General features: G+C 46.7%; 12 protein-coding genes. 11 read left to right on the forward strand and 1 reads right to left on the reverse strand.

Going from position 1 to position 19,454, the window contains the following annotated elements; genetic code table 11:
* Positions 1 to 1,498 precede the first annotated feature (1,498 nt).
* From BC343_RS11725 to BC343_RS11735, 3 genes are all read left to right on the forward strand, one after another.
* Positions 1,499 to 4,273, forward strand: a complete 2,775-nt coding sequence (locus BC343_RS11725) for a hypothetical protein (RefSeq protein WP_078347978.1) — start codon at positions 1,499 to 1,501, stop codon at positions 4,271 to 4,273.
* Positions 4,257 to 6,047 (forward strand): metallophosphoesterase family protein, encoded by a 1,791-nt coding sequence (locus BC343_RS11730; protein ID WP_078347979.1) that lies wholly within the window; start codon positions 4,257 to 4,259, stop codon positions 6,045 to 6,047. The genes BC343_RS11725 and BC343_RS11730 overlap by 17 nt, the downstream gene beginning before the upstream one ends.
* 171 nt (positions 6,048 to 6,218) lie before the next feature.
* Positions 6,219 to 6,647: a hypothetical protein gene (locus BC343_RS11735; RefSeq protein ID WP_078347980.1), complete on the forward strand. Its 429-nt coding sequence runs from the start codon at positions 6,219 to 6,221 to the stop codon at positions 6,645 to 6,647.
* Between the two features lie 306 nt (positions 6,648 to 6,953).
* Here BC343_RS11735 and BC343_RS11740 read toward each other — a convergent pair whose 3' ends face one another.
* On the reverse strand, positions 6,954 to 7,268 hold the full coding sequence (locus BC343_RS11740) for an HNH endonuclease domain-containing protein (protein ID WP_078347981.1): 315 nt from the start codon (positions 7,266 to 7,268) through the stop codon (positions 6,954 to 6,956).
* An 849-nt stretch (positions 7,269 to 8,117) separates the two neighbouring features.
* Between BC343_RS11740 and BC343_RS11745 the strand changes: the two genes are divergently transcribed.
* From BC343_RS11745 to BC343_RS11780, 8 genes are all read left to right on the forward strand, one after another.
* The gene (locus BC343_RS11745) at positions 8,118 to 8,660 is read left to right on the forward strand and encodes a hypothetical protein (RefSeq protein ID WP_078347982.1); all 543 of its coding nucleotides are present in this window, start codon (positions 8,118 to 8,120) and stop codon (positions 8,658 to 8,660) included.
* 235 nt (positions 8,661 to 8,895) lie between these two features.
* Complete coding sequence (locus BC343_RS11750) at positions 8,896 to 9,225, forward strand: DUF4134 domain-containing protein (protein WP_078347983.1); 330 nt, start codon at positions 8,896 to 8,898, stop codon at positions 9,223 to 9,225.
* Positions 9,226 to 9,235: 10 nt separating this feature from the next.
* Entirely contained in the window at positions 9,236 to 9,682 is a 447-nt protein-coding gene (locus BC343_RS11755; RefSeq protein WP_078347984.1) for a hypothetical protein, read from the forward strand.
* 6 nt (positions 9,683 to 9,688) lie between these two features.
* Positions 9,689 to 15,304: a helicase-related protein gene (locus BC343_RS11760; RefSeq protein WP_078347985.1), complete on the forward strand. Its 5,616-nt coding sequence runs from the start codon at positions 9,689 to 9,691 to the stop codon at positions 15,302 to 15,304.
* Positions 15,301 to 15,792 (forward strand): hypothetical protein, encoded by a 492-nt coding sequence (locus BC343_RS11765; RefSeq protein ID WP_238381765.1) that lies wholly within the window; start codon positions 15,301 to 15,303, stop codon positions 15,790 to 15,792. The genes BC343_RS11760 and BC343_RS11765 overlap by 4 nt, the downstream gene beginning before the upstream one ends.
* A 56-nt stretch (positions 15,793 to 15,848) precedes the next feature.
* Entirely contained in the window at positions 15,849 to 16,184 is a 336-nt protein-coding gene (locus BC343_RS11770) for a DUF4133 domain-containing protein (protein ID WP_078347986.1), read from the forward strand.
* On the forward strand, positions 16,181 to 16,975 hold the full coding sequence (locus tag BC343_RS11775) for a hypothetical protein (protein ID WP_078347987.1): 795 nt from the start codon (positions 16,181 to 16,183) through the stop codon (positions 16,973 to 16,975). The genes BC343_RS11770 and BC343_RS11775 overlap by 4 nt, the downstream gene beginning before the upstream one ends.
* Positions 16,976 to 17,009: 34 nt before the next feature.
* A complete protein-coding gene (locus tag BC343_RS11780) occupies positions 17,010 to 19,451 on the forward strand; it encodes a TraG family conjugative transposon ATPase (RefSeq protein WP_078347988.1) in 2,442 nt (813 codons plus the stop codon).
* Positions 19,452 to 19,454: the final 3 nt, after the last annotated feature.

Here is a 19,454-nt window from a genome sequence, read left to right on the forward strand (position 1 = left end):
CTATCAGCATATATCTTACGATTACGAAAATTAAACGAAAGTAAAAATCAATATTACAATCTTTTCAACTTTCGTTTTTATATCTTCTTTAAGGAAGACTAAAAAAAAGGACAGATGTTATACCCTAAAAAAATGTAAACTCAAGGACTGGATACAGATAATGATAGAAGTAGAGTAGCCGACTTATTCCAAGTTAGAGATAATATTAAAAGAATTAGCTGCTAAACGGGACGTTAATCAGATAGGAGTTATGATGGAAAATGCACCATTTGTGGGATAGCATAAATTAGAAATTAATAAAGAAGTAAGTTTCTAAATCGAGAGTGATTCTTAAATACATTGCATGATTGATTTATAAATACAAAAGCCCGATACGCTCGCCGTATCGGGCTTTTAACCTAAACCTTATCACAATTAGTGGCGGACGCCACCAGTAATAGAACTCAAAGATATAAAACTATTAAGCAATCAATTACCTATTAATACAAAAGCCTGAAAAACAACTAATTTATAGATGTGTTAATAGCCATTAAGAGCCATACCGCTATGGATAGTCATACAAAAGCGGCAGAAGTTAAAAGATTAAAAAAAGGATAAAATTATCAAATTGGGCAATGATGCCGGCTTAAAATAGGTTGCAATGCCCAAGCATAACATAAAGTCGATATTTCTCGGTCAACTAGCAGATAACTTAATCCATCAACTCGCCATTGGAGTATTATTAGTTTGAGGACAACAGCCTTTTACCGGAATCGAAAACTCTTATCTATCCCCAGTACCAAGCGATGAAAGTTGCTTTCTGAATAAAGTTACATCATTCAACGCACACAGAATTTGGATCTTCACCTGCCACACCTCCTTTAAAAAAAACTATTGCCATACCTCCCCGACCTTAACAAAGGGCGGAGTATGCAATTATTAAGCCGACGATCGAATAACAATTCGGAGGATTGGACTTGGAGGTGAGGGCTTACCAGCCTTTGCAGATATGAGTTCGCTGCATGGTAAATTGTGGGTGTGCGCCGTGCCGCCACTTTCTCCATTTCAATCAAAACAGGCGGCATGGCGGTTTCGGTTGCTTGATTCCGGGGATGGCGGTGACGCTTCCGCAGGGCTGCCATTCCCGGCTACAAGCGTTTCTTTAGGGGTAGGATTAAAGCAAATTTTCGTAAAAGATTGAAAATCTCCAAATTACTTCGAATTGATTTTTAATATGTTAAAGTGCTATATTATTGCTATATCATTTCAACCTTGTTCTGCTCCTATTGAGTTTAAATTTCTGTAAGTGTATTTGTCAAAATTAAATCTTGAGAGACAATTTTATCTGAGAGGTTATTTAATGAGCGCGCCCTGAAGCGTATGTAAATTATCTTAGCTTAATTAAAAGATGACGGCAAGCAGCGGTTTTTGTCCTAATCCCTGCCGATAAAAAATTATGAATAAATTGTTAATTTTTATTCAAAAATATATCTTAGCATTGGAACCTTAAACCTATCCAATGTCCGACACAACGGCTGATTATAGTTCATATAGCTTACACGTAGTACTTGCCACCTTTCCCCAAGGACAAGAAACAAATTTCCATCGCAGTGTAAAGGATGATTTTTACGGTCGTTATCGCGAAGAATCCGTGAAATTTTTTAATAAGTCGGAAGACGAACAGGAGCATTACAAAAAAAATCATGTGCCAATTTTTTACCAGCCGCTTAGCTATTTTATCTTAGGAAATTATGACATCGCATACATTGCGTTGATCGATAATTTCAAATTTGCTCAGCGACTTTTTGAACCCCGAAGTGCTAAGTTGAGGAACAAACATGGTAGAAACGTATTCGGGACACATACTTTTCAAACTTTCACAGGGATTGCAAGGGAGAACGATCAAAAACTGACTGATTTCTTTTACGATCACCTAAAACCAGAAGATCCGGTTAGGAAGTTCTTCTGTGGCATTAGCAATCTAAAGCTGAATAATGAAATCCTGATCGGAAACGGCGCTGTTTTCCTGGAAGCCGTCAATCGTAAAATTGCTCAGTTGATTTCGTTATATAACGAAAAGAACAACTGTTCTGTAGAGTATCTTCGGACGCATTCTTTCTCTTGGTTCGAAATTTCCCTTTTGCTTTTTGCAGACAGTCCGGATGATATTTCAGGGTTGCTACAGTCAATACGCCGCCTAACCCTTGCAGACCTTGAAGAAGATACAAGCGAGTTAATATCCAACAGCCTTTATCCGCTTTTTTTTCCGGATAGCAGGAAGATTGATTTTCTTGATGCAAATATTTTCGCAGATACGCACACCTATTTCGGCTTGCATTCTGATTTGGCAGACGATCCACATTATTTAGCACAGTTGAAGCAGAGTGAGCAGAAACTCAGGACAGCCCTAGAGTGGCGGGTAAAGCCCGGGCATCTTCATCTGTTAAATTCGCTTTTTAAAAGCGACGAGCTGGGTAAAGAACTTTTTGGTGAATTGGAACAGTTTTTAATGCTGGGAAGCAGCGATTATTGTCTCACGACACATTTTGAAGATCCCGTAAAAAACATCAAGCTGATCAAGCTGATCATGAATGAGGATACGCAGCTCTTTCAGCATGTAAGTAAGGTTAAAACGAGAGTATATTTCGAGCGAAAAAATCCGACATATGGAGACGAGTTTCCCAAAAAGAGCATGCAGGAAATTATGCCGATGTTTGCTGAGACAATTAACGCGGTACGCAAGATTGACGACCAGCTTAAAGCCTTAAAGATCTCCAGACAGATACGTTCTAAAATACTGAAATTATTCTCCAATTATAATAATGGGATTCAGGATTTGATCTTGTTTCCTTACCTAATGGACTTTACCATATTTGTCGATCAACTAAAAACGGCCATTCGTGAAAGCTACAATGCTTTTCAGAACCGGATGACCTATCCTGAAACTTATAAGGGTTTTGAAGGCTATCATATTCTGGAAGATCTGCTGATGAAAATGATCACGATATTTCAAGAGGGATTCAGCATTCGTATGCTCAACAACTATCAGTTTGAAGATATTAATGATTTCGACCTGGATTTCAACAGCTCTATACAACAACTTTTGTCAACCTACAGCGTACTTGCTTACGAGATGGGCAACTTGATTTACGATCCCAAGTACAGCTATGGCCCGATTGTACAAATAAGCATGAAGGATACGGTATCGAATAACAATTCCATCAATTATTATATTAATCACCTGACTTCTCCGGAGTTTGTTTTCGCCACATTTTCCAAAGAGATTCTGAATACGGTGATCTTTGAGGATCAGCATTTAAAGGATATCTACCTCAAATTTGAAAAGGATAAAGCAGAGCTTTACCGCTTTAACGCGGTGCTTCGCGATATGGAGCAAAGAAAGTTGATCAATTTCCAGTATTTCATAAACGATACAATGCGGTTTGCCTGGACGTATCGTGCTGATTTCGAATTGTTTTATTATTGGTTCTGGACCTATAACTTCCAAAATTCTTCATTGTACGACGAGCTTGGTATGTTAAGCGAGCTACATTTTCAAAAAGAGCTATTCAGGATTTTATTTATTCGCCGGTTGTTTAATAAGGTTGGCGAAGATATGCCAGCACTAACTTGTCCCTTGCCGGAACTGGATGCCTACTGGGATCGCTACTATCAACAAATAGACACATCAGTACGCCAGTTTATTGATTTCCTGGATAGGCAGAAGATCAGCTTTGAATTGATGAACTACCTGCAGTCCAGATTGAATGACATGATGCGCCGTTCGGACCGGGAGTGCGATATACCCGAGATGGATCACGAAGCGGCTTTTCATTTTACAGAACGGTTGAAGGGTAAATATGAATTAGACATCATGCCGCAAACCTATGCCAATTTGATAGCAAAACGTCACTATGCCTTTGAGCGGTTGAGCGCTGGTATGACAGCGGAAAGCGGTGTCCCTAAGAACAGCCTTTTGTATCTTGAATGGTATATGTGGGATCATTTAAAAAATATTTTCCGAATGAACGGATCGTCGATAGACATGCTCCGGCGCAACTGGCAAACAGGCCGACCGATGTCAGCATTTATGCAAAGCACAGAAAGTAATAATCTCTACACGGTCGATCAGACAGGGGGACTTTTTTTTGACAGCACAGATAAACAAGGCAGATATCTTAAAATGAGTACAAGAGTTCTGACCGATCTATGGCACTACGCATTGGTTCGAAAAAAAGGATTTATCCAATCTAAATTTAACGTCAAAATTCCAAAGCATGATCGGGGAGACTAATATCAAATTACTGTGGATCAGCGACCTGCATTACGCAGAAAAATATAAGGATTTAGCATCGGTGGCTTCATATCAAAAGTTCCTGAACCAATTTCTTGACTGTGTCATGGAGCAACACTTACCGGACGTTCCGATCGATTATATTTTATTGAGTGGTGATCTCGGCAGCTTTGGCAAGTATGGAGATTATGTTCAGCTCAACAAGTTGTTACTTCATCCGCTACTGGAAAAGATGCGTCAAACCGGAAATCCTTTACCTCGTGTGTTAACCTTGCCTGGGAATCATGACGTGAATCGCGAATCCAACGATTTCCTTGCCGATTTCATCACGAATGTGACAGGGAAAGACCACAAATCCGGTGAAATTTCAAAGCAGTTGACAAGGCCGGAGTTTTTGCTGAAATATGAAGATAATTTCAGGCGTTTATTTAATGGATACAGTCAGTTTCTTACGGAGGCTCGTAGTGGCCCCTACAAAGAGGCCTATGCGCTTACGGGTGACGGAGGGTTAGTATATTCAAGTGAATACGCAGCGGAAGGGTTATACGGTTATGTCGTAGACCGACGCCGGCAAATGATTTTTATATTGCTGAACAGCGCCTGGTATTCTATGGGAGGTGGTTTTAACGATCTGTATGCCGATCAGATTTTGGAAGTAATCAGAAAGGATTATAAAGGAAAAGAGATTACGGCTGCGCAGATCATTGAATGGCTTAAAACACGTGATCAGTTAGCCGACTATGCTAACCAGATTTCCGGCATACAATTGCTTAAGCAGGAAAAACTCGACGCTTTATTGCAAAAATATCCAGATTACTTTGTGCTTACAAGTATGCACCACCCCAAAAATTGGTTGCATTATGATGAATCATACAGTCATGATAAAAATGACAGCACTTGTAGCTCATTTTTATTGAATGACCTGTTGTCAAAATCAGATGTTTTTTTGACCGGCCATGAACATGTGCCGATCGATACGGCGACCGAGCGCTTATTAAACACCACCCTGCATCTCAAGACAGGCTGTTTTTTGGAACTCGGGCAGGCACGGGAGCAACGTTATGAAAAGAGCTGGTTTTCGATATTGAATATCAACATCAGCAAACGGGAGATCTTGCAACATCGATATGGTTATAATCCCTTGCCAGATCATGAGAGTTGGCAAGAAGAACTTTGGAATCATCCTCCATTGAAAAAGATTGGTTTATGTACCTTAACCACTGAAAGACGCAGAGAGGTAGAACGGTTAATTGCAAAAGGTACCAAGGTTCAGCTTTTGCATTATTTAAAGCGCGATCAGTCAAGGATGATTCTTGATAATGAATTGCGGTTGATAACAGGCAAAAAAAATGTGCACGAACAGTGGTACGCTTTGGAACGTACAGACGGTAAGCGGGAACTTTGCATATTCGCTGTTGGGCAAAATCCATTTCGGGAACGATACCTCAATCAAGAGTTCAAAAACGAGTTGATCGCACTGCTTAATTCCGACGAAAACGTCAGCCACATCAGATTTATAACGCTTGATCTGCTGGTTGAAGAGAGTTTCTCTATTGCATACGAAAAACCCTGTGACCTAAAAAAGGTGCTCAATGGAATTGCAAGACGAGCGGACAATTCGTTCAACGTTTTTCGACACGTTTTTTTTATGGAGTGGGAAGATCAGGCGGAAAAGGGTATCTTGGATCTGGCAGAATTTGAACGCTTCAAGCGTTTACGTTTTCTGAATCAAATCATACCGTTCTGGGTCGCCGAAAGGTTTTGGTTTAACTAGCGTTCCGACATTCAATGGCTTTTTTTACAATGAAATAGCTAATAAATTTTGTATTTTTGCAGCTTGAATTCCGATACGACAACAAAAGCACGCCGCCGGAAATTAAACTGCGATTAAACTATTGTTTTTTTTGTGTGTTTAAAATATTTATACGGATATTTAAGAATTGTTATGATGAAAATTCCCGGCTTAAAAAATGAGTACAGTAACCCGCTACTGCTCGACCTTATCAATTATTATGAAAGCTGCCGGTTCAAGGCAACTGATGGTTATAACGCTTATTTGGAAGCTGCGAAGCATTTTGCTGCTGAAGTTGAAAATAAGGAATTGATAACCTATGCGCTGGAGGCTGAAAAACCACTTGGACCGGATATGTTCGATATGGCTCAAATCGCACCTAAGAAAGTTTTTCCGCTAATCATGGGCTTTAATAATTTTGTAAGGGCCGTTCAGGATGCCGGATCTGGCCGTGTACCTGCTTATGCCAATTTAAGAGGAGTTCAGCGTAAAGCTGTCCCTGATCTTAAATCATTTAATTACGTCGGTCACAATGATTTAGACATTGATCATAGACCTGCTAATTATTCCCTCTTGTTTTAACTAGCATTCTAAGATTAAAAAGGTTGCTGTGTTGCTGATTAGCGTTACAGCTTACAACTTCACAAAAAATAGATTGTAAGAAAAGGTGTTTATTCATTTCACACCTCACAAAAGGCCAGATAATGTGCATGTTCGATAAACTGAATTTGCACATTATTTGGCCTTTTGAATTAATCAAAACTTCAGATGAGCAAGTTATATATTTTTATCATCCTGCAGACGATGGTCAAAAAGTTCAGCTTGTAATCCTTTCTCTCGATAACACGGCTGTCCGATTTTTAAACATATCTAATGACGGCTACTTTTTTAACTATTCCATGCTTCAAATCCCCGCGTGTTGATCAGGTGATCATAATTCTTTGTCAGTTGTTCGATGGCTGGTCCATGCCAGTTATCCGGCGATTCGTAGCCCAGCAAAGCGACCTGTAATTCTTTCTGAAAACGCAATTGGCTGTGCTTGTGGATGACGCCCCAGTAATGGGTGATGAGTTCCCTGCGGTTCTCAATAAGTGTTGGGCTCGGGATCTTGTCCCGCTTTTGATTATTGAGCTCGGACCGTGCCAGCAACAGATTCCATAGGTCGTTGTTTTTCCAGATCGTAAACGGGATGATATGGTCAATGCACTAGCGGATGATCGTATCACCACTCAACATGCAACTGACTTTGCCGTTCTGTTGAAAATGGCGCGTTAAGGTTCTTCGATGCTGCAATGTCTCGTTCGGTGACCGCGTTTTTGAGAACTTCATTCAGTACCTTGTTCATTGATAAGATTTATCGGTGGCTTGTGCTCAGAATGCTGCCCATTGGAACAGGATCAAGTCCTGTCCGTGACAAAATTTCCATTATCAGAAAAGCCTTATAATAAGGTAAGGAAATAGAAAAAGTGCTAACGTTCCGGATCTGGTATTCTGCATCGATTGTCCGTCTTTTGTTTCTTTCCCCGGTGATACTGATTACTATGACATAATGCTGCCCATAAATGGATGTTCCAATGTATCTCATGGGCATCTGTGAGATCGTCGCAGCTACTTCGTTCACCAACGCCAATAAAAATGGCTGTAATCCTTGCGGTATTCTTTTATTCTTGAGGTAATTTTAAAAGGCAGAGAAGCCACCGCGCATTTCGTAAGAGTCGACAACCGCTTTCAGCGGAGCTGCAAAAGCCAGTTGGGTGGAACGGGTGAGCGCATATGCTATTAAAGCATCTTAGAAAAAGGCTAAGGTTTTTTTTTATTTCTTAATATCTACTTATAAAAGCTGTAAAGACAGGTTTTGGTATACTTTATTTCTCTCGGTTCATCGATTGCTTGTAATTGCATTTAGCGCGACCAGATTTACCCGTGCACGCCTAATTTGCGGGCGCTCGACTGGCCAAGCTCTTCGCCTCCCCCCCACTATTCCAACTCTATTTACCTATAAGTCAATGGGGTACAAAGGCCCAACTAAGATACCACAATAAATTGGACTTTATGCGCAATGCGTTTCCCGGCAACTTTGTAGCAACAAAACGAAATAAAATGAATCATCTATTTAATCACATCAGTTGGAGCGCTTACCTGGGAACCTTAGCCCTGCTCTTGATTGCTTATTATGCCTTTATCGGCTGGAAATATTACCGCGCCGACATACTAGCCCTGGCCCACAAACTGACAGGGCACAAAGATGACAGCCGCAGCCTGCCGGCCGCCTTACGTTATTCAGGCGAAGCACCTCCTGAAAACAGCGAATCGGTTTCTACGTCCATTCCGGAAGAAACCATCCCGCAACCGCAGAGCCTAAGCATCGAAGCCCAGGAACTTTCTCAAATCCTTATAGCATGCATTAAAAAAGCCGCAGGCCAGCCCTATGCACCCGATAAACTGGCCTCCCAGTTAAAAACGATCCTGGAGGGCCTCGATGCTCTCCCTGCCTCCGAACAACAAAATATCACCGCCCTCATCATCACAGAATGCGAAAAGACCGGCACGGCACTACTCAGCGAAAGTGAAGTAGGTAAGTGGTGGAGTGCTTAGTGCGCCGTGCCCTTTCCCCTGCCCCGCTGCCTGCGGGGCATTAAGGGGGAGCCTGAAACCAAAGTATTGCTGCCCCGGCCCGGTGCTGAAGAGCCATTACCATCCGGTGGGTTACGGTTGCAGCCAGTTCCCGCCCCTCCCGCAAATACCGGGAGCGGGTAAGGGAAACCCATGCCCGAAAGATCAGGAAAGGACAATTTGAGGCATAAATCCATAATGAATAAATACAATAATTATGAAAACGAACAGAAGGAAAACGTGGGGCAAATCCCTGAAATCATGCGGACTGGCCGCTTTATTTGCCAGCTTAACCCTCGCTGCCCACAGCCAGGATGGCAACGCCGGCATACAGGAGGCGACCACACAGGTGCGCAGTTATTTTGAAAGCGGAACCAACCTGATGTACGCAATCGGCGCCATACTTGGCCTCATCGGGGCCGTCAAGGTCTATTCCAAATGGAACGCCGGTGACCAGGACACTTCTAAAGTAGCCGCCGCGTGGTTCGGCTCCTGCATTTTCCTGGTGGTTGTAGCCACCATTATCAAATCATTCTTCGGCATCTAAACCAACGGCTATGAAAACGCTACTCATCGGCAAACTGCACAGCTATATGATCCAGCACCATACCGACCTGCTCATCGCCCTGCAGGAAGAACACCGCCTGAGCCACTATTTGGGCAGCAAGGTGGATTCCATCAGCGGACTGATCGAAGGCCTTCAAAAAGAAAACCGGCCTTCATATGTTATCGAAGCCCTGTGCCTCGAAGAACTCACCCGGGACCTTCGCCCCTCGCGCTTCAGCTGGATGCGCGAATTGCTGGAAGCTGAGTTCCCCAAGGCCTACCAGCAAATGAACCGCAGCGGTATCCTAACCTACGAGCTGATCAACCTCATCGGAGCCTGCGAACCCATTTTCGAAGTATTCGGCTTCGGCGAAGACCACGAAGAACTACCCGCCCTGCGCAATGCCGTTACCGGCATGATTGCCGAATACCTCGAAAACCAGTCCACCGAAAACTAAACAGCCATGGCGTTCAACTCCCTCCATAAACTCCGCGGCAATATCGAAGCCATCCGCATCGCGCTGGCATACCAGCCGGGCGATACCTTGTCACCGGATGATATTGCCTCTCTCCGCAGCTATGCCGGGTTCGGCGGACTAAAGGCTGTCATGTTTCCGGCCGGCGAGAAAAAGGAATGGGAAAAACGCAATGCCTCCAAAGCCGACCTGCAGCTGTACCCGTCTATGATGGAGCTACACCAAATGCTGAAAAACCATTTGGACGAACCCGGTTACCGGGAAGCCCTGCAATCCATGCGCGATAGCGTACTCACCGCCTATTATACGCCAGAGGTCGTACCGCAGGTTTTATACGCCGCACTGAAGGAACAGGGCATCAACCCCAAACGCTTGTACGAACCCAGCAGCGGTGCCGGAATTTTCATCGATGAAGCCTTTAATGCGTTTCCCGGGCTACAGCAAGTCCATGCTGTGGAAAAAGATATCCTCACCGGTAAAATATTAACGGCCCTGGCTTCCACTTACCCGGCCAGTACAAGCGTGCAGATTAAAGGGCTGGAAGAAACCTCCAATAAGGAAAACGGGCAATACGACCTGATTGCCAGCAATATTCCCTTTGGCGCATTTAAAGTGTTCGACCCCGATCATCGTGCTCCCGAAATTGCTGGCAGCATCCACAATTACTTTTTCGCCAAAGGGCTGGACAAGCTGGCCGACGGCGGCCTGATGGCATTTCTAACTACTGATGCATTCCTGAATACCCCTTCCAACCGGGAAGCCCGTACCTACCTGTTCGAACGCGCCGACTTGGTCAGCATCACAGCCATGCCAGATAACCTGATGAAGGACAGCGCCAATACCGAGGCGCCAAGCCACCTGGTGGTCGTGCAAAAGAACGTGCACAAAAAATGGCTCAGTGAATTTGAAAAGCTGGCCATCGAGACCCGTAGTGAAAGCAACGAATTTGGCAGCTATCCAATTAATGTATATGTTTTTGGAGAGGTTGGCCGTGCCATTGCGGGTGATACCGTTCGCCCCGGCAAAAACCAATATGGCAAAGCGCGCCAGGAGATCTGGCAAAAGGGCGATATCAGCCAGATCGCCGGAAAACTGGGCGAAAACATCCGCACAGGGCTTAGTGAAAATTTCAATGCCGTGGCCTTTCAACAGGCACAGGCCGGGTTAGCTGATAAACCGGAATTCGAACCCATGCAAAAGCCCTCGCTTACCTATGGGGATATGCCTGAAAAAAAGACGGAAACCGTTAGTGTGCAGTTGGGCCTGTTTGATAGCCGGCCTGCGGAAAGCGCCAACCGCGCCATGGACTACCTGTACCAACCAGACCTTTCGGTAGTGATCCCCTCAACCGCACGCATGCTTGGAAGTATTTCTACCGCCGACCGTCCCGGGCATGAACTGCTGGTACTAATCACGGCCAAACAGCGCGATAACAAACAATACCTGTATAAATTCTTCCCGAACTTCCGGGAGCAAATACTGCCCGAGAACTGGATGAACGGCAGCCGCTTCGCGCAGGAACTGCAAAAAGTAGCCCCTGCCCTACAACAGTACAACCATGATTTCAGTTTTCACGGCGACCAAAGCTTAAAAGAACATTTCAGGTTTGGCAAAAACGCCGAAAGCTATTTTACCGCGCTCCAGAACTTTCATGAATCCGGTACCTGGGTGATGCTGGATGGCAAGGTAGGCAAGATCAGCCAGCTCAATGAAAGCCGCACGCAGGCGCTCTTCAACCCGCTGCAAACCCAATCGGACGCGGCGTTTTACGGTGCATATATACCCGTCCGCGATCAATACCTTCTTTTGTCGGTAAGCGAGGCGGCTACTGAAACTGTTCATCCAGCCCTAAGAACATCCTTAAACAAAGCTTACGAAAGCTTTATCCAGCGTTACGGGGAACTTAACCGCCCGGCTAACCGCAGGCTTATCTTAGCGGATGAGCTCTTCGGCTTTAAAACCCTGGCTTCAGTGGAGCGCAAAGAAGGAGAGCAATACCTGCCCGCTGATATCCTGGGACATCCCATTTTCCATGCGCAGGCGGAATTTACGACTGATGACCCTATAGCGGCCTTGGCCCGCTGCCTGAATGAAAAGGGCCGGGTGGACACCGGGTTTGTTGCCCATGCCACCGGCTTGACCAATGAGGAAGTGATCATTAACCTCCGCAGCCATATCTGCCTGAACCCCGCCGGCAATGAATGGGAAACCATTGACCAGTACCTTTCCGGTAACGTGGTGCAAAAGCTGGAAACAGCCAAACAGGCCGCGGAGGAAAACCCGGACGATATCCATATCGCGCACAGCTTACAGGAGATCACCAGGATACAGCCGGAACCTATCCCATTCGAATTGCTGGATTTTAATTTGGGGGAGCGCTGGTTCCCGATGGGGTATTACGAGCGCTTTGCCAGCAGCTTTTTTGAACTGCCGGTGACCATCCACTTTATGCAGGCTTCCGACAGTTTCAAGGTGAGCACACAGGGCACGAACCTGAAGATCAGCCAGGAGTTTGCCATTACTCCCAAAGAAAGCGTCCGTAAAACGTACGGCTACACTCTACTGGAACACGCGCTTGAGAACACTTCGCCCTATTTCAGCTATGAGGTGCATTTGGGAGAAGGAAAAATCAAACGTTACCCCGATAACGAAGCCATCCAGCTGGCACATGAAAAGATCGAACAGATCCGTGCCGGCTTTGTGGACTGGCTGGGCGGTTTACCCGCAGATGAGAAACAAGCTATCCAGAAATTATACAACGACACGTTTAATTGTTATGTGCTAAGGGAATATGATGGCGGGCACCAGAAGTTTCCCGGACTGGACAAAAAAGCGCTGGGTATAGAGGACTTGTACAGTTCCCAGAAAAACGCCGCATGGCGCATCGTGCAGAACCGCGGCGCGTTGATCGACCATGAGGTAGGCTTAGGCAAAACCCTGACCATGATCGTCGCCGCGCAGGAAATGAAGCGGCTGGGAATCGTCCACAAACCGATGATCCTCGCGCTAAAGGCGAACGTTAAACAAATCGCCGACACCTACAAAAAAGCTTATCCCGCCGCCAGGGTACTGGCACCCGGTGAAAATGATTTTACACCGGATAAGCGGCTGCGGCTATTTCATGAGATCAAAAACAACAACTGGGATTGCATCATCCTGACCCATGACCAATTCGGCAAGATCCCGCAATCGCCGGAGATCCAGCAGCAGATATTTTCCGCAGAACTGGATAACGTGGAAGCCGACCTGGCCACGCTGGAACGGGAAGGCGGAAAATTATCCCGCCGGATGCTCAAAGGGCTGGAGGTGCGCAAGAATAACCTGACGGCAAAACTCAAAGGGCTGGAAGCGGATATTGCCGGTAAAAAAGACAAGGGCATCGATTTCAAGGAAATGGGCGTCGACCACCTTTTCGTGGACGAATCCCATAAGTTCAAAAACCTGACGTTCACTACACGCCATGACCGCGTGGCCGGGCTGGGCAATATGGAAGGCAGCCAAAAGGCGCTGAACATGCTTTTCGCGGTGCGCACCCTGCAGGAGCGTTTCAACAGCGACCTGTGCGTTACTTTCCTGAGCGGCACACCAATATCCAATTCGCTTACGGAGATGTATTTGATCTTTAAATACCTCCGCCCGAAAGAAATGGAGCGCCAGTGCATCCAGAACTTTGATGGCTGGGCGGCGGTCTTTGCCAAAAAGACCACAGATTTCGAATTCTCGGTCACTAATGAGATCATCGCCAAAGAGCGCTTCCGCCATTTCATCAAAGTGCCGGAACTGGCCCTATTCTATAACGAGATCACAGATTATAAAACGGCGAAGCATATTGCGCTGGACAAACCCTCCCTTGTCGAGCAACTTATCAATATCAAGCCCACCCCGGAACAGGAGGATTTTATCCGCAAGCTGATGGAATTTGCCAAAAACGGCGATGCCACGTTGATCGGCCGTCCGCCGCTTTCCGAGGATGAAGATAAAGGCAGGATGCTGATCGCCACCAATTACGCCAAAAAAATGGCGGCCGACATGCGCTTGATCAATTCGAGTTTGTATGAGGACCATCCCAACTATAAAGTAAATGTCTGTGCCCGGAAACTCGCGGAGATCTACCGGGAAAGTACCACGCAGCGCGGTACACAGATCGTGTTTTGCGATATCGGCACCCCCAAACCCGATGCCTTTAACCTGTATGATGCGCTGAAGAATAAGCTTGTCCGGGATATGGATGTACCACCGCAGTATATCACCTTTATCCACCAATGGACGGATAAACAAAAGCCCGAACTGTTCAAAAAGATGAACCGGGGAGAGATCCGCATCCTTATGGGCAGTACAGATAAAGCGGGAACCGGCCTGAACGTGCAGGAACGGGTAGTGGCCATGCACCATTTGGATATTCCCTGGAAACCGAGTGAACTGGAACAGCGTAACGGGCGCGGCTCACGCCAGGGGAATAAACTGGCCAAATCCCATTACGGCAATAAGGTCACAAATTTCATTTATGCGGTAGAACAATCGCTGGACAATTACAAATTCAACCTGCTGAAAAATAAGCAAACCTTTATCAGCCAGATGAAGAACTGCGAACTGAATGTGCGCACCATCGATGAAGGCAGTATCGACGAAAAAAGCGGGATGAACTTTTCCGAATACATCGCCATCCTTTCCGGCGATACCTCGCTGCTCGACAAAACAAAGCTGGAGAAAAAGATCGCAGTCACTGAAAGTTTGAAAACGGCACATTTCCGGGAGATCGCCCGAGCGCGCTATACACTGGAAGGACTCGAAAAAGAAACCGTCAAAACCTCCGCGGCCTTAAAAAGGGTGGCCGGTGACTATGAGGCCTACCACAAGGTATTGAAACTGGAAAAAGATGGCAGCAAAGCCAATCCGGTTAGACTGAATGATGTGGCCAGTGCGGACGCAAAAGCCATCGGCAACTACCTCATTCGGCAATACCAGGCCTGGAAGCCCAATACTGGTGAACCAGCCATTAAGGAACTGGGCGAATTGTACGGCTTCAAATTATATATCCGACATGCCCAGGAACAGCGCCTGCTGGAAGGTAAGCTGTTTCAAAACGATTATAACACTTTGTATGCCGAACGCCCCGGCAGTAACATCCATTATACCGCCAGTTCGGGTGTGCCCAACACCGACAACCCGAAACTGGCTGCCCGCTACTTTATCAATGCCATTGATAAGGTGGATAGCCTGCTGGAAAAGTACACCAAAGAGTTATCGGAACAGCAAATACAGATCCCGCAATTAAAAGCATTGCTGGACAAGCCATTTGACAAGGAAAAGGAGCTGGTGGCGATGAAAAGCGAACTCAATGTACTCGAAAAAGAGATCGCCCGCAAGATCCGCGAAAAACAGGAAGTACAGCAACAGGCAGAAATCCCGGTACCCACATTACCTGCTACCCAAAACGAAAAAGAGCCGGAGAAAGCAAGCTTGGAGGAAGCCATTGTGGTTTCACTTGCCGGGGAACAGGCTTACCGGAAAACCCAGGGCATTGCATCTGCTCAACAGGAGGGCAACAGCAGCAAACCCTGGCCAAACGAAAGCTACCGAAAAACGAAAGGGGTGCGATTATGATCAGGCACTTTGAACATATTCGTTGCCCGCTGCACCGCTATACGTTTTCGGTGAGGCCAATCCGTGAATGGGTGGAAGCTGTTTGTGAAGGGCGCGTACTGAACCTGTTTGCCGGACTGACTAAACTTGCGGTTGATGAAATACGCAACGACCTCAACCCGGAGATGCCCGCTGATTTTCACCTCGATGCATTGGACTTCCTGCGTAACTATGATGGTGAGAAATTTGATAGTATACTGCTCGACCCGCCTTATGCTTTCCGCAAAAGCATGGAATTGTACCAGGGTATGATATGTAGCCCATTCCGCCAATTGAAGGATGAGATCGTCCGGCATCTTAAACCGACGGGGCTCGTCGTCACTTTCGGTTACCACTCCGTAGTGATGGGCAAGGGACGCCACTTCGTTTCCGAAAGGCTTGCCGTTTTCAGCCATGGGGGAGCCATACACGACACCCTGGCCTGCGTAGAGCGCTACCTGCCACCCTGATTTCTCCCTCGAGGGCTAACATTTAATAAATGAATATCCGCAAAAGATAAAGCAATATGAACAACAGTATCTATAGCATTAACAAAGGCATTAATAAAAGCATCGAGTTCCGCGGTTTGCGGGCACAGTATATCTGGTATTTCGCAGGCCTGGTACTTGGCTTGATGATCGTCTTTGCCGGCCTCTATATTGCCGGCGCGGGCACCCTCATTTGCTTTAGCATTTGTGGCACCGCAGCCGCCTTTGGCAGTATCAAAATATTCGCGCTCAGCCGGAAATACGGAGAACATGGCCTCATGAAAGCCATGGCCCGCAAGCGCGTCCCCCGCGTCCTTAAATCCTACGGCCGTCGCTTTTTCCAGCAATTAAACTATCAGGAGGTACAACGATGAATAAATTAAGAGAACCGGTTATCTATAGTTTCGATCAGATCACTTACTTGGTGGATATTGAGAAACAGGTGCTACGACAAACAGATGCGCCTGAGAAAGAAATATCATTTATCAATCAAATGACCGATTTCGGTGATCACTATTTGCTGGCCTGGGATGAGCAAAAAAAAATTCCGGCAACCGGCCCTGAAAAAGCAGAACCCTATATTATTCCGTCGCTGCTTGAACTCGATCCCGAGGGTATGGCTGCCAGATACGGGTTAACCCCGGAGCAATTAGCAGGCAGGACCGATTTCGATGTCATGGTTGACCAGGATGCTTTACGGGCAAGGCAAAACGGGATCCTGCCTCAGATTGATATTGCCGGCGAAAAATTCATCGTCGATCTGCGATTGCAGGAACTGCGCCACGCGCAATATTTCTTCCCGACCATCAGCCTGAAGTCATTAGAGCTAACCGATGACGGCTGGCATTACGAAGGTTTTTACGAACCCATCATGAAACAAGTGGTTTCCCTGGATCCCAAACTGACAGAGTTCCCGAATGGCATCATCAAGATCAGGCTCCCCAATGAGATTGGGCTTGATCCGGTCGGAACTGCGCGTATTTATGGCATGGCAGAACGTGATCTGCTACGCCGGTATCCGATAAAAAAGGAATTGAAGGCAGAAATTATCCCGCTCAGTGAAACCCAGGTACCCCGGCTGATCCAACAGAACAGGGAACAACTGCAACGCGAGCATGAGCAAATTACCAGGCGCATGCGGCCAGGCAAAAGGCCGAGATTTTAAAGGGGCAAATCAGTGAACGTGAAAGAGATTTGAGATGGAAAAACAACTGAAAGATATATTACCGATTCTGGGCATTGAAAACGATGCCATCCTGTCCAAACAGGGCGAGTTTACGCTCGCCTTCCGCATCAGCCTGCCGGAGGTTTTTACTTTATCCGATGAGGATTACGAGAACCTGCACCAGGCCTGGGTAAAGGCCATCCGGGTTTTGCCGAAAGACAGCGTTCTGCATAAACAGGACTGGTTCCTGAAAAAGAAAATCAAACCTGCCGATGGTGCTAAACGCCCGACCTTTTTGGGCGAAGCCAGCAGCCGTTATTTTAGCGGGCGGGAATACCTGGCGCATGACTGTATCGTCTACCTGACCCGCAAGCCGCAGGGGCGTAAGCCATCCAGTTCCCTGTTTTCCAATCTTATCCGCCCGGCCTTAATTCCCCGCGATATGCTGGGCGCACAGGCCGTGCGCGAATTCAGGGATACGGCAACCCAATTCAAACGCCTGCTGGAGGACACCCGCCTGGTGACGGTAAAGGAACTAACTGCTGCTGATCTGCAAAGCCAGCTGAAAACCACAGGGCTGATTGAGCGTTATTGCTTCCTCGCAGAAAATGACGGCCAACAGCTATACCAGGATATCACCTTTGGCGATGCCTTAAAGATCGGCAACCGCGATGTCGCTATTTATACCCTTGGCGATACAGAAAGCCTGTCCGCGCACTGCGGTTCCAGGTTGACGTACGAGGCTTACTCCACAGATCAAACCAAATTCCCGGTCAGCTTCGCCGCCAGGCTCGGCTTGTTACTGGACACCGGCCACGTTTATAACCAATACATTTTCGTGGGTGATGCGCAGGCGACATTAAAGCAACTGGAAAAGAAAAGGCTGCGCCTGCAATCCCTGTCCGCTTATTCCCGTGAAAACGCCATTGCGCTCGATGCCACGAATGATTTTTTGAATGAAGCCATCAGCCAGCAGCGTTTGCCGGTCAAGGCGCATTTCAATGTAATGGTGTGGTCAAGCGGCCGGGAAGAATTGTCGATAAAAGGAAACCAGGTTTTATCCGCCTTAGCCGCGATGGATACCTCCGCCAAACCGGAAACCGACGGCGCTGCGCAAATCTGGTGGGCCGGCATCCCCGGCAATGCCGCTGACTTCCCGGTCAATGATACGTTTGACACCTTTGCGGAACAGGCGGCCTGTTTCCTGAACCTGGAAAGCAATTATAAAACGGCAAAGCCATCTGAAGGCATCCGTTTTTGCGACCGCCTTTCCGGCCGGCCAGTTTACGCCGACCTTTTTGATGCCCCCCGGCACGAGGGCATCACTTCCAATATGGGCACCCTTGTATGCGGTACTTCCGGCGGTGGCAAATCTATGACCGTTAACCACATCCTTCGCTCACTTTATGACCAGGGAGCGCATTGTGTGACGGTGGATATCGGCGGCAGCTACCTCGGTTTATGCGATACGGTAAAGGGCTATTATTTTACCTATACCGAAAGCGAACCCATCAAATTCAACCCCTTCTACCTGTCCAAAGGCGATGTGCTGGATACCGAAAAAAAGGAAAGCTTAAAAGCCCTGCTCGTATCGTTGTGGAAAGGCGAGAACGAAACCTTTAACCGGGCAGAGTACGTGGCTTTATCCAATGCCTTACAAGGCTATTACGAGTTTTTGGCACAAAACGCCCCGGTATTCCCCGGCTTCAATTCTTTCTACGAGTACCTTGAGCGCGACTACCGCGGGGTATTGGCTTCACACCGCGTGAAGGATAGTGCTTTTGATATGGATAATTTCCTGTATGTATTGCGCCCGTACTACAAGGGCGGCGAGTTCGATTACCTGCTCAATGCCAGTGAAAACCTCGACCTGTTGAGCCAGCCCTTTATCGTGTTCGAACTGGACCAGATCAAGGACCATCCCATACTTTTCCCGGTGGTTACGCTTATTATCATGGAACTGTTTATTTCCAAAATGCGCAAGCTGGCGGGTGTCCGTAAAGTTTTGACCATAGACGAGGCCTGGAAAGCCATCGCCAAATCCGGCATGGCCGAGTTCCTGCGCTATGCCTTTAAAACCATCCGAAAGTTCAACGGTATCCCCATCGTGATCACCCAGGAACTGGAGGACCTGGTTTCTTCACCTATTATCAAAGATGCCATCATCAATAACGCGGATATCAAAATCCTGATGGATATGCGCAAGTTCCAGGGCAAATTTGACAAGCTGCAGGACACCCTGGGCTTGTCGGACAAAGGCAAAACCATCCTGCTCTCGGTCAATAAAGATAACCGGGAGATCTTCATCGATATCGGCGGGCAAATCATGAAAGTTTACAAAAATGAACTCTGCCCCGAAGAATATTACGCCTTTACCACCGAAGGCAAAGAAAGGGTGCAGGTGCAGGAGTTCGCCCGGAAACATGGCAGCATCGAAGCCGGTATCACCGCTTTGGTTGCCGAAAAAACGCAATAAAAC

Origin of the sequence: Mucilaginibacter pedocola (assembly GCF_002013915.1) — a bacterium.
Classification (GTDB): domain Bacteria; phylum Bacteroidota; class Bacteroidia; order Sphingobacteriales; family Sphingobacteriaceae; genus Mucilaginibacter; species Mucilaginibacter pedocola.